Annotated in this window: 10 protein-coding genes; 1 reads left to right on the top strand and 9 read right to left on the bottom strand. The window is 43.1% G+C overall.

The genetic code is table 11. The features are described from left to right. Nucleotides 1–102: 102 nt before the first annotated feature. A complete protein-coding gene (locus tag C1752_RS19255) occupies nucleotides 103–1,293 on the top strand; it encodes an HhoA/HhoB/HtrA family serine endopeptidase (RefSeq protein ID WP_110987688.1) in 1,191 nt (396 codons plus the stop codon). Nucleotides 1,294–1,329: 36 nt separating this feature from the next. Here C1752_RS19255 and C1752_RS19250 read toward each other — a convergent pair whose 3' ends face one another. From C1752_RS19250 to C1752_RS19210, 9 genes are all read right to left on the bottom strand, one after another. Continuing rightward, nucleotides 1,330–1,869, bottom strand: coding sequence for a 3'-5' exonuclease (locus tag C1752_RS19250; RefSeq protein ID WP_233501736.1), 540 nt, complete (start codon nucleotides 1,867–1,869; stop codon nucleotides 1,330–1,332). Nucleotides 1,870–2,130: 261 nt separating this feature from the next. Next, complete coding sequence (locus C1752_RS19245; RefSeq protein WP_110987687.1) at nucleotides 2,131–3,510, bottom strand: hypothetical protein; 1,380 nt, start codon at nucleotides 3,508–3,510, stop codon at nucleotides 2,131–2,133. A 382-nt stretch (nucleotides 3,511–3,892) separates the two neighbouring features. After that, nucleotides 3,893–5,980, bottom strand: a complete 2,088-nt coding sequence (locus C1752_RS19240) for a GumC family protein (RefSeq protein ID WP_110987686.1) — start codon at nucleotides 5,978–5,980, stop codon at nucleotides 3,893–3,895. A gap of 170 nt (nucleotides 5,981–6,150) precedes the next feature. Then, nucleotides 6,151–6,699 (bottom strand): acyltransferase, encoded by a 549-nt coding sequence (locus C1752_RS19235; protein ID WP_110987685.1) that lies wholly within the window; start codon nucleotides 6,697–6,699, stop codon nucleotides 6,151–6,153. A gap of 11 nt (nucleotides 6,700–6,710) precedes the next feature. Next, nucleotides 6,711–7,556: a Stf0 family sulfotransferase gene (locus tag C1752_RS19230; RefSeq protein ID WP_110987684.1), complete on the bottom strand. Its 846-nt coding sequence runs from the start codon at nucleotides 7,554–7,556 to the stop codon at nucleotides 6,711–6,713. 22 nt (nucleotides 7,557–7,578) lie between these two features. Beyond that, nucleotides 7,579–8,673 (bottom strand): O-antigen ligase family protein, encoded by a 1,095-nt coding sequence (locus C1752_RS19225; RefSeq protein ID WP_233501735.1) that lies wholly within the window; start codon nucleotides 8,671–8,673, stop codon nucleotides 7,579–7,581. A 229-nt stretch (nucleotides 8,674–8,902) separates the two neighbouring features. Then, the gene (locus C1752_RS19220; RefSeq protein WP_110987682.1) at nucleotides 8,903–9,877 is read right to left on the bottom strand and encodes a glycosyltransferase family 2 protein; all 975 of its coding nucleotides are present in this window, start codon (nucleotides 9,875–9,877) and stop codon (nucleotides 8,903–8,905) included. Between the two features lie 30 nt (nucleotides 9,878–9,907). Continuing rightward, a complete protein-coding gene (locus C1752_RS19215; protein ID WP_110987681.1) occupies nucleotides 9,908–10,864 on the bottom strand; it encodes a glycosyltransferase in 957 nt (318 codons plus the stop codon). Between the two features lie 426 nt (nucleotides 10,865–11,290). After that, nucleotides 11,291–12,436 carry a glycosyltransferase gene (locus C1752_RS19210; RefSeq protein WP_110987680.1) on the bottom strand — a complete coding sequence of 382 codons (1,146 nt, stop codon included), beginning with the start codon at nucleotides 12,434–12,436 and terminating at the stop codon, nucleotides 11,291–11,293. Nucleotides 12,437–12,457 lie beyond the last annotated feature (21 nt).

Raw genomic sequence — 12,457 nt, 5'->3', positions numbered from 1 at the left:
AGTAGCTGTCAAATCCCACTGCACTACCGTGATCAGCACTATACGTGAGATCACAATGACACAGATACTTAACAATTTTGATGTGATAACGCTCTAACCGATATGCCCTCTAAACCTTCTATTCAAAAATCAGCAACCTACCTCTCTCTCTTATTAGTAGGCTCTTTGGGAACCTTAGCAGGCACCCAGCTTTTACCCACCGCGAGCCTAGCGCCCCGCCCTAGCATCGCCCAACTCCCCTTACCTGGACAAGGCCCCAACTTCATCGCCCAAGCCGTTGAAAAAGTCGGGCCTGCCGTCGTCCGCATTGACTCAGCCCGTACCGTCCAGACTCGAACCCCCAGAATCTTTCGAGACCCCTTCTTCCGTGACTTTTTCGGTGGAGGGGGACAGTCACCCACACCCAGATCGCGCGTTGAACGAGGCACTGGCTCCGGCTTTATTATCAGCTCAAACGGATTAGTGATGACCAATGCCCACGTCGTTGATGGCGCAGACACCGTCACCGTCGTTCTCAAAGACGGTCGCAGTCTTTCAGGAAAAGTCCTTGGCCAAGACTCACTCACAGATGTTGCCGTCATTAAAGTTGAAGCCAAAGAGTTGCCCACCGTCAACATGGGAGACTCAGAACAGCTACGCCCCGGCGAGTGGGCCATTGCCATTGGCAACCCCCTCGGACTGGACAACACTGTAACCGCCGGAATCATCAGCGCCACAGGGCGAACTAGTGGTGATATTGGCGTACCGGATAAGCGAGTGGGCTTCATCCAAACCGATGCCGCAATTAACCCCGGCAACTCCGGCGGGCCACTCCTCAATCGCTCCGGTCAAGTCATTGGTATGAACACCGCCATCATTGGCGGGGGTGCCCAAGGGCTAGGTTTCGCCATTCCCATCAAGACCGCCCAACGCATTGCCGATCAGCTGATTGACAAAGGCAAAGTCGATCACCCCTTTCTGGGCATTCAAATGGCGGGCTTGACCCCTGAACTAAAGCGTCAGCTCAACAACAATCCCGGCTCCAACTTACGGGTTGAAGAAGACAAAGGGGTGCTCATCGTTCGCGTTGTCCCTCAATCTCCCGCAGCCCAGTCAGGACTACAGTCCGGCGACGTGATCACAAGCATCAACGACGCAGAAGTCAAAACCGCGACCGACGTACAGAACAAAGTTGAGAAGACTCAGATCGGCACAGCCCTACAGCTAGGCATCAAACGCAACGGCCGTGAGCAAACCATCTCCGTAAAACCAGGACCATTCCCGACACAGGTGAGTCAATCTCGTCAGCGTTAGAGAGAGGTCTCTTCCTTCGTGGTTCAAGTTCCCAACCTAGCTTTCCTGATTAGCCGCAATAACTATTTTGGCGCAGGCTTCTGCATCCGATAGCGCATTGTGGTGGTCCAGTGGAATATTGAGGGCCGAGCATACATTCGGCAGCTTGGTTGGATAAATGCTCCACGCCTGACGAGCGACCTTGACCGTACAGTGAAAGACCCAGGGAGGTAAAGTAACATCAGCTATCTGGCAACAGGCCAGCAAAACTCTACGGTCAAAGCTAGCATTGTGAGCAGCAATAAAATCAACTCCTTCAAGCTGCTCATGGAGCTGCGGCCAGAGCTGAGAAAAAGTCGGTTGGTCCTTTACATCGGCCCATGTTAGTCCATGTATATGGCTGAACTCGAACTGCTGCCGAGGCGGCCGAATAAGCCAATACTTAGAATCAATAATTTGGTGATCACTCGCACGCACAATTGCAATCGCACAAGCGCTATCCGCACCGCGGTCAGCAGTTTCAAAATCAATGGCAGCAAAGATACCAGAACTAATACTGATTCTTCCGATATCCAATACTCCCTGAATTTCTATCACAACTTTTATTAACTAACCAGGCCATTCCCACGCTTTATACGAAATGATTAACAATATAGAGAATACGATCTCATCTAGCCTTACATCAGATCGGCTACTATTACTTATCCCTTAGTCGGTAGCACCATTGTATAGCTACAAGGAAAGAAAACTACTTTCCCCGGCAGGATTTAAAGATGATGCTCACAATGCTCTTTTACGAACACAAAAACAAAAGAAGTAAATAGATTCGATACCAATTCCAAGGTTTTTATTTAGACGCTAATTAAAGACAAAAAACCGAATTGATTCTTTTGAAATATTTAACGATCGAAGATCATTTTGATTCCAAGGCTTACGAGAAGCAGAAAAGCCTAGTGAATTGATTGATAAATCTTTATAAGTTCTTGAGTTAAAGTTTTCAATATTCATATCAATACTGAAGTTTTTGTTTTTTGAAAGACTACGATTGACAATCATAACAACCCGTTTATTCTTACTTCTTACTGCCAACACTTTAATATCTGGGTCAGATGTAGAGGATGAATATAATTCACCGTCACTAAACTCACGCCTCAAAATTCTTAGTAAATGCCCGGCGGGTCGAAACCTATAAGAAGAGCCAGAACGGCTCAAAACCCCATATATCTCGTCCGCATCATTCCAGGGCATAACACTATCGACCTTTCCACGTTGAGAAGCATACTTATACACTAAAGCCATAAAAACAGCACTACGATAAGAACGCATATACCGTTTAGAATCTTTACGCCAATTTGAATAGATATTCATTTCGTCATGAAATAACTCAGCCTTACTAAGCCCACGACTATCCATCCATGAACGGATTACGGCTCCACGCCTCCCCACAGATTTAGCACGATCGTAGAGAATATTTAGATCTGTTATGGAACCACTTGTCCCATAATGATGATAAGAAAAAGCTTGAATATCAGTAGCTGCAACGTTGTCTAAAAACGTCTGAATATCACTATCATCGAAAGGCTGTGTCCAGGAACCACCTACAATTTTTATCCTTGGGTGAGCTGATCTCATTTTAGCTGAGGCATGTCTGACAACGGCTGCAAGCTCCTCTGAGCTACCATCATATATCTGATCTCTTTCATTTAGAACTTCAAAATACCTAACATTATTGTACTTCTGCCGATTTTTTACAATATCAACCAATTGGGCACACCAGCGAGCAAAATCATCGTATTTACTTGTAGGTAGCTTGCCACCGCGATGCAAAGTAGGCGACCAGTTGGGGATAGAGATCATGATTGATTCACACTTAGGTGCCAAGAAACTCAAAATCCTTCCAATTTTTTGCTCGTTCCATTGACCATCCATCTTGATCCAAGCTTTTGGGTGACCAATCTTCAGCATCTCTGCAGAATGAAAACGACAAATGTGGGGATAAATCTCACCAATCCGGCTAGCATAGCTAGTATTTGTACCGACTGATTCTGCTGTTGCTGACCATAGGTTTAGGCTGTAAATATTGCGAGCACGTCCTACTCTTTTGTCCCAATCGACAGTGACTATCGTTGTGTTTTCAGAGGCCTTGACAAGGAGAAGAAACAAAGGGGTAGTACCCAGAACAATACAAACTGCACTTAAAAGAGTCAGAGACCTACCTAAGAGATACTGCTTAATCATACTTAACCTTTATTTTGATTTTTTTAATACACAAAATCTACAAGTGCAGGGCCTTACATCGGCATGCAAAAGAAACAATATTGTGAGTTCGAAGCAAGACTGCTACAAGAAAGCTAACTGATAACATTATTTTCCCGAAACCGAATACGTAGATTCAGTAAATAACTTTTTAAGTAGTAAAAAACTGATATATATTTCCAATCGAAAGGCAGTGTATAAACACTTACATCGTCAAAATACAGTCTTCTATAGGATCATGAGCAGAAGCAGAATTAATATTCTCAATTTAGAGGAGAACTCGGCACCTTCTCCTACCATCAGCTTACAATCTTTAATAAGTTGAAACAACTAGCTTTCTTGATGCATACTGTAGGCAGAATTTCTATGGAGCCACAGTCAAGGAATTAAATTTATTAGAAGAAACACCAATAAAATCTTGCTCCCATCCCGTTCTATCTGACAGCCCCAAATAGCCAGGATCGTTAATAACTAAACCAACAGAATTCAACTGACTCTGGAACAAAAGTTGAAGTGAGTCTCTCACAGAAAAACGCGTACTTTTTCCAGGGCGAACAACTAACAAAATATTTGTAATCACAGTAGACATTAAAGTTGTTATGCTACTTGATTGAACAGGAGGCGCATCAACAATTATGAAATCATAGATCTCAGATTTAAGAATAAGATGCATTTGTTCCTTAAAGTCGTCGCGACTCGAGAAATTGAAATCAATAACTTGAACCCCTGCCTCTTTCGATTTACTAGTAAGTAGCTTCTGTGAAGGGAAGTTTTTTAAGGCTCGGCTAGACATGGAGCCTAGTGCTGGTATCTGATCTGTCTTTTTTCGCCTCTTAACATTTTGAGATGAACGTTCACTCAAAATCAATACTTTTAAACCTAAATCCCTCAAAGCTTGGGCTAGATGGAGGGATATAGTTGTCCTCCCTTCCTTAGACATTGCGCTTACTACCATTAGACAACGATCAGAAATCTCTTGCGTCAGAATTCCATAAGCCAGCTGCAAAAAAGCTGTTTCACCACCCCTAAGAGATTGAATATTATCACTAGCTTTGTGCAGTTGGCGTCGCAATTTAGGGATTCGAGTTGCTAATGGGAAGGAAGCGCCTTCTAGATCTTTTGGCCTAAGAAGTGGGTTGCGCCCCTCTAACAAAAGTAGTAAGCCAAGACTCCCAAGAGCTGAGGCGAATAGTGCATTAATCGAAATTAGAAGTCGATTAGAGATAGGCGCAGGATTTAGGGTAGGAGTATTTAATAACTGAACACTAGGATAACTCTGGAAGGCATCCACTTTGCTCTTTTCAATTTGTGCGATTAGTCCGTTAAAGATTCCTTTACTAACGTTTAGGTTTCTCTGCAAAACAGCGAGACGGGATTGCTGATTTGGGAGAGACCCTAACTTAACCCGAAGTGAATTAATTTTTGACTGAATATCCTGGGCTTGCTGACGTTTTCCAATAGCGCTACTTTTCAGAAGTATAATCTGCTCAATGATTTCGTTTTGCCCCTCAGCTCCACTTGCAATAACACCATCGCCATTCTGAATTTCTGAATGATCAACATACTGAGATAGTTGGCGTAGTAGCCCATCACGATTCGAAACTAGGGTTTGTACTGATGGATGGCTCTCTGTGAGCTGAGCCCGCTGCGCCTTCAACTCGGATTCTAGTTCAGTTAGCTTTTGACGGACAAGCTGATAGCTACTATTTTCATCTAAACTTACAGAGCTAACGGCTTCTCTAGGCAGAAGATCTAGCTGACTTGATAGCTCCTGAACTTGACTGGCATCTTTATTGGACTCGGCAATTGTAAGCGCTAAAGTTTTCTCTAATTCAGATATCAGAGAAACTGTCTGACCAGTTTGTTCTTCGCTACTAACTAATCCTGAAGCTTTTTGATAGCTTGCCAAGGCAGATTCCGCATCTGCTAACCTTTGACTTGCTCGTTTTAGGTCATTTTGGTAAAACGAGTTCCGGCCAGCCACATCCGCTTTACGTAAATAGTTCAAGTGTTTTTGGTAAACTTGCGCTAGAACTTTAGCTCTTTGAAGTGCGACTCCAGGGCTAGAGCCTTTGGCATCGATGGAAAATACATTAGACTTTTCGACCAAAATCACTTCAAAGAGATTTCTATACTGACTTACCCCAGAAAAATTTTCAGACTCTGGATCTAGCTTCAACGCCTTTTCTAATAAGTTATCACTCGATAGAATCTCCTCTTGAGTTTTGAGTGGATTGACAACAGCAGAGAAGCTTGGATCTCCTCCTCTAAGTGACCCAAGTGTTCCAAGGTCTGCACTCAAAGTACTCGTTGTCTGCGGCAAAGCAAATTTTGTTGTAGCTGTCCATGACTTAGCGGCACCCTTCCAAGCTTGCAAGAAAAACAGGAGTACCAGAACATTCCACAGAATGATAAACTTGCTATGCCTAAAAATAGTAATGATTAAGTTCATGTTGTAAAACTAAACCTTCTAAGATATGAGGTACATTACAGATGCATGTATGATGCAGATAATAATTGAGCAAAAAACAGCAGTGATCAGAAGCAAGCGTTGTGCAATAACTCAACGTTTTTCTATCCCATATACTTTTTTAACTCCCAAAATCATAGGACTAAGCCTTCTTACTTAAGAGACTTTAAAATCTGTTGGGGATTTCCAATCACGACAACATTAGCAGGAACAGTTTCTCTAACAACGCTCCCTAAACCTACAACGCTATTCTCTCCGATGTGTACTCCTTTCATTACGGTAGCATTTGCTCCCACCCACACATTAGGCTTGAGTACAATTGGAGCTGAAACCTTTGGTCCGGCATGACTATGCCGCAGATGTGGCTCAAGGTTATGATAATCAGAGTCGAGCAGATAGCAATCAGAAATCAGACAGTCATCACTGATTAGAACTGAGCATTGGCAACCAATCCAACATCCATTGAGCGATACATTTCGACCTACCACAACCTCCCCGCCACCAAATATTTTAACTTGTTTACTGATGCGCGTCCCGGTCTCAATATTCACCTTAACGCTGCCTTCTATCTTGATAGAACCTTTAATTAATACGCCTTTTTCAAGAGTGAGATTGGGGTATTGAAATTGATAAAACCAACGCTTAATCTCAAAGAAGAGATAAATTAATCTCTTTAAATTAGAATAATCTTCAGTCAACATAAGTACAGCTATTATTCCTCAAAGAAAATTTTCCAAGGAGTACCGGAGAACTTTTGTTTTAATTCGGAATAATTCACAATAGCGTTAGACAGACTCTTATCAGATGATTGCTTTTTGGTAGATATTTTCAGAGTCTGAAAATCCAAGCTCAAGAAGTCTAAGATTCTTTTTAACTCGCTCAAGGGTTCCATCAATAAATCTTCATATGTAATATTCATTAATGGATTTTTTTTAAAGAATCTTTCGTACTCTTGTTCCATTCTCTTAGTGCTTTCAAAAGAATAAAGGAGTTGATTGTAGTCAAACTCAACTGATTTTGATTGGCTGGAATCTGTTTTGTGGAGTGACTGCTTAACCCAAGAGCCAGTCCTCTGAGCCACTGTTCTTGAAAGCAACGACTTCAATATATTGTTTCTCTTCAGATGAATAATCCTCATGCCATCCATGTTTTTTAAGTGTTCCCAGATACATTTTTCTTTTCCCGAGGAGGCATGATAGTAAAATATTTTGAATCCAACTGCATGAACTGAGTGTGGCATAGGACGAAATACAAAATCATCGATGAAGCCAGTTGGATCCTTTTTCTTCACCTGCATAACATCATCAATATTATGATTAACAAAATCCCAATGAGTTTTGTCGCTGTGGGCTGTGCTAAATAGCTCATAGAATAATCTAGTATTCTTATGAGATTGCAGAAGATTAAGCAACAAGTTGGAGCCAACACGGCTTCGACAAAGAATGATAAACTTCGTATAACTATGGTGCTTATTGACTATTCCTTTTTCTAAAGCAATATCTTCTAGAACTGATTTTAGTCGCTTTATTTTTCGGGATGTTTCTGAATAGATCGTCATAGATTTTTTTGAATTTAAAGAGTTAAATTGGGCTGAAGTTCTCGAGCTTTTTCATTGAATTTTTCTCTTGCTTTTGCTGAGAAATAATAGCGCCTAGCCAAATCAGAAAATACCAGAAATATACGGCCATCCAAGAAAGGGGAATACCTTCCATAAACAGGCTGAGGGCAACAACGCTCGCAAATGCTTTTTTACAAAGCAGATTACCTCTTAGTGCTGGCAGTAGGAAATGCCATAGTGTGGATCCTATTGCAGTTATCAGACAGACAAACCCCAAAATCCCATGCAGATAAAGCACGCCAGCATAGCTCGAGAACGAGCCGAGGGTGATCTCAAAGGTATGCCATTTGGCTGAATCATGAGCAACCCCCCAGCCAAGCCAGGGGGATTCTTGCCATGCTTCAAGGGTCTTGCGAACAACGAATTCTCTATCTGTTGAGGATGCCGGTCGGGCATTTGTGAAAACTGTGAGGGGCTTATTCAATAGCTCTGAGAGCGTTAATCCTCCTAGCAAGGTACATAATAAAGAGATCAAGGCTGAGACCCAAATAGCCCCCTGCCGAGCAATTGGGCTGCGGAATAAAGCAATGATTAGCAAGGCAATAGGTAAGCAGATCCAGCCCAAACGGCTCTGACTGATGATGAGTGCTGACAGACTCCCGGCCATGCCGAGTTGACGCAGCCGATGATTAGGCTCACCCAGACAAATTAAGAAACAAAGCAGGCCACAAATTCCTAGGATTGGCGGGTCAGGCATATAAAGAGGAGTTCTTGGAAGAGGGATACCGAAAAAAGGCTGAAAAGTAGCAGCATTGACCCTAAAACTCAAGGGATTACCGGGCATAAATCGCGCCCACGGTGGAGAGAACGCCCTGCTGAGGCCCAGGAACAGCAAGGTAATCTGAACGGTAAGGCTAATTAGATAACCGCTGGTCATCCAAACTACTGCTCTCGTAATAACCGCCACTCTGACGCGATTCCACATAGGCAGTAGAAAACAGGCAAAAATCAGAAAGTATCCCTTGAGGAAAGTAACCACGGTAGCAATTGCTTTCGATATATCCCAGCCCTGCTCACTGAGGCCAGTAAAGGCTGTCCAGAGCATCACGATCCCCATACCCAACCATGCCCATATGCAAAGGGGGAGAGGAATTCTTAGCAACTTATCAGCATCAAAGGAGCTAGCCAGTAAGCCGATCACAACTGCAGGGAATAATAAAGGCTGTATCCCTAACACCCACCATAGAGGGGTGAGCAAAATTGTCCAATAAATTATCCGCTCCGCGCGGGACAATTGCCCAAGCTCAGAGTCAGGGACTACGTGACGACGCCTCAATGGTGAGTGACTAGCCTGTAGCATCTGCCTTTAGTGACGGTAAGTGACTCAACTTTTGAGCTGCTTTGCTCTGCAAACTTTTCATAGAACGCCGTAGCTCTTGAGGAACTATCCACATCCCCATAAATACAAAGAGATCAATAGGTTTCGGTTTACCCAGTCGGAACGCCTCCAATAAAAGCTGCCAAAATGCGGCCCATCGACGAGTGTGTGCTGCCTGTGATCCGACCTCCACTAGCACAAAAGCGGCATAGGCTCTAGGGGTAATCAAATGCTGATTCTGCTGAATCCAATCGAGTGAATTTTCCCAGTTGCTGTTGCCGCTCGTGCTTGCTCGCTGTTCCCATAGATGCCAAACCGCTAGCGCTTCGGGTACAAACTCCACTGCTACGCCTTCTAATGAATGAACGTGCAGTATCCAGTCCCAATCCTGATGCTTGGGTAGCTCTTCCCGAAAAGGAACGGTCAGCAAAAGTTCCCTCTTTGTTAAAATTGTGGACGTCTGAATCAAGCCTTCTCCGTAGGAAAGTGTATTCCGCGCTAGGAGATATTCGCTGAGGTCTTCAGAGTGACGCGGTAACCGACGAGGATAAGTAAACTCACCTTTCGGCGTTCTTGCAGTTACAAAACTGGTAATAATGGGCCACTGATATTGAGAAGCCGTAGCGGCTTCAAGCTGACACTCTAGTTTTTGGGGAAGCCACTCATCATCATCATCTAAAAAGGCAATCCATTCTGATTGTGACTTTGAAATACCTTCGTTGCGGGCACCTGCACCTCCTTTGTTAGATGCAAGCTGGATTACTCGTAGCCGTGAGTCAGAACACTTAGATAGTTCGGAAAATGTTTCTGGATCTGGACCGTCAATCACAACACAGACCTCAATCTTCTCCAATGTCTGGGCCAAGGCACTATGCACTGCCCTTTTGACTAGCTCCGGTCGATTACGAGTCGGGATGACAACGCTGACAATAGATGATCCCAAAATAATTCTCTCCTGAGCTGCTGGACGTCTCTAGAAATTTCTGGATGTTCCACCCATAATGACTCGCACCTTTTCCCAACTCCTAGCATGGCGTAGCAAGGATGAAACTAAAACTATTTGAGCTTTTTCAAAAGCTGAGTACTTTCGCCGCAAGATAATGACCAAGAAATCCTTTATCATCAAAAAGGCATCAGGAAGAATCTCGTTCAAAAGAATATTTTTGACCAACTGAAATCTTCTGTTGCTAAACTTCTCTTTATACGCATCAGCTCGACCACCAGCCATTCTCAAATGGCGTCGATAAAGCTGCAGAAATGAATGTCGTGCCGGATGCTGAACCACAACTTTCTCATCATATCTAATTGAACATCCTTGGCGAACAACAGATTGGCACCACTCGCGATCGCCATTTGATTTAAGCTCTTGATTGAAGACGCCACATTCATCAAAAACTCTTCTATATGTAAATAGATTTGCTGTTGGCGAAAAATTTGATTTTTCAATGTGCTGCTTCTGCGGAAAAGCTGTTAAGTCCTCATATAGTTCAGCAGGTGTTAACTGATCTGAATTTCTGAAGAAAAGCTCTATTCTGCCTCCAACAATTGAATAGTCTTGATCCTGTAAGAGCGCAGTGACACCGCTTTCAATCCAGTCAGAAGCAGGTACGCAGTCAGAATCAGTGAAAGCAATGATTTCTCCCTTAGCTAGAGACAAACCCCTATTGCGCGCTGCATAAGAACCCTGCTGACCTTCGTAAGCCGACACAGCCTGGACGAACTGAGCCAAAAGGTCCACAACACTCTCCTCTGAGGCATTATCGACCACGATCACTTCGTACCGCTCCCTGGCATAGGTTTGTCCATCCAGGACCTGTAAACATCTCTTTAAACGAGCTGAGTCATTAAAGACTGGAATAATGACGGAAACGTATGGCTGAGGTACTTTAACTTTAAGCATAATGGGCATACCACTCCGCTTGGCATCCATCGAACGAATAAGTTAATCTTTGATAATCAGACGTCAACTTGACCTATCTCTAAGTCAAGCATATGAACTATCCAGCAGATAACTTACCACAACCACTAACTTATCAATATCTTGCTTAAGAACTAAGTAGCCAGATATACCATGTTCAAAATAAAGTTTGAAAAAATCGGAATATTTTTTAAGGGCCAGACAAGAAAGCAGATGTAAGCCTGGTAGACTACAATGTGTTCGCTTTACTGAAATACTTTTGCATGATGATTTACAAATCATCAAAGGCTGGACAAAAATTACGCCCCAGCATAGTATCTCAGCTGCGGCATAAAGCATGCAGAAAAGGCTCTGAGAAGCAGAAGATATTTCTACACTGACAAGACGTTTTGAAACAGCGTTTTAAAACTGAGGCATGAGTAGAATTTATTCGCTGCCCTATTTTTTATACGCAACTGAATCCTTCTGTGAGTTAACTACGTTAAGACATTTTGAATATACAGCCGACGTTTCCCTTGCGACTTCTTCCCAACCCCATGCCTTAGCAACTCGATAGTTGTGCTGACCCATCTCATGAAGATTTGCTTTGTGGGCGAGAGCCGAAGTCATTGCCTTCAGTAAACCGCTTTCTGAGTCAGGGTCATAGAGAAAAGCTCCTTTGCTATCAAGAGATTCAAGAATCGCTCCCCTTTGGGGAGCAATACAGGCGCGACCGAAGGAGGTTGCTAACAAAATAGCTCCAGAGGTCAAAAGCTCGCGATACGGAAAAACAACAACATCAGCAGCATTCATATATATTTGGACTTCGTCCTCAGCAATGAAGCGAGGAATAAAGCAAATAGACTCACAGTTCTTAGCAACCTTTCGCTCAATCAAACCTCTTAAGTCGTTATCTCTTGGTTGCCCAGCAATCAGCAGGCATATTTCATCTGCCCGCAACTTCTCAAATGCATCAATTAGTTCAGGAACCCCCTTATAAGGTCGAATAAGACCGAAAAACAGAAAAACAGTTTTAGCCTCTGGAATGCTGAGCCGACTTCTTGCATCTTTTTTGCTAATCTCATTTTTGTACTGATCGATATAGTTAGCGTGGGGAATAACTAATATTTTGTCGCAGCTCTTAATTTTGTATGTATTAATAAGCTCCTGCTTGGCAGCCTTTGAATGTGTAATAATAGCCTCAGCTTGCCTCGCAACTAAAATACTACTCAAGCGATCAAGCACTACGCTGGAAACCTCATGACTTACAATATTATGAGCTGTCCAAACAATAGGAACATTACGGACCTTCAAAGTCATTAACCCAACAAAAAACTTAAGGAAGACACATATAGAGACTTCTGATTTTGATCGGTGATAAAAGCGATGCAGCCAGTGCAAATGGAGAATCCTTGCCCTCCTTTTGGCTACTTCCTTAGGCAAAAAAAGCTTACAATCTTCTATCCCATCCAATTTCACACCTAAACGTTCAAGGTTATAAGCTAGACAGCTTTGATAAGGATTAGTATCGGTAAACTTAGGAGCAAAGCATACAGTAAATTTACCAGAGAAAACGGGCAAAGATCGATCAGAAAATTTACTCATATATCTCAGGTTCGGTGTCCA

This window comes from Acaryochloris thomasi RCC1774 (assembly GCF_003231495.1).
Lineage (GTDB): Bacteria > Cyanobacteriota > Cyanobacteriia > Thermosynechococcales > Thermosynechococcaceae > RCC1774.
This window is presented reverse-complemented; position numbering and strand designations above follow the sequence as displayed.

Coding starts and splice junctions, on each gene's coding strand:
- C1752_RS19255 (WP_110987688.1), top strand. CDS start 103: ATGCCCTCTAAACCTTCTATTCAAAAATCAGCAACCTACCTCTCTCTC.
- C1752_RS19245 (WP_110987687.1), bottom strand. CDS start 3,510: ATGATTAAGCAGTATCTCTTAGGTAGGTCTCTGACTCTTTTAAGTGCA.
- C1752_RS19240 (WP_110987686.1), bottom strand. CDS start 5,980: ATGAACTTAATCATTACTATTTTTAGGCATAGCAAGTTTATCATTCTG.
- C1752_RS19235 (WP_110987685.1), bottom strand. CDS start 6,699: ATGTTGACTGAAGATTATTCTAATTTAAAGAGATTAATTTATCTCTTC.
- C1752_RS19230 (WP_110987684.1), bottom strand. CDS start 7,556: ATGACGATCTATTCAGAAACATCCCGAAAAATAAAGCGACTAAAATCA.
- C1752_RS19225 (WP_233501735.1), bottom strand. CDS start 8,673: ATGGGGATCGTGATGCTCTGGACAGCCTTTACTGGCCTCAGTGAGCAG.
- C1752_RS19215 (WP_110987681.1), bottom strand. CDS start 10,864: ATGGATGCCAAGCGGAGTGGTATGCCCATTATGCTTAAAGTTAAAGTA.
- C1752_RS19210 (WP_110987680.1), bottom strand. CDS start 12,436: ATGAGTAAATTTTCTGATCGATCTTTGCCCGTTTTCTCTGGTAAATTT.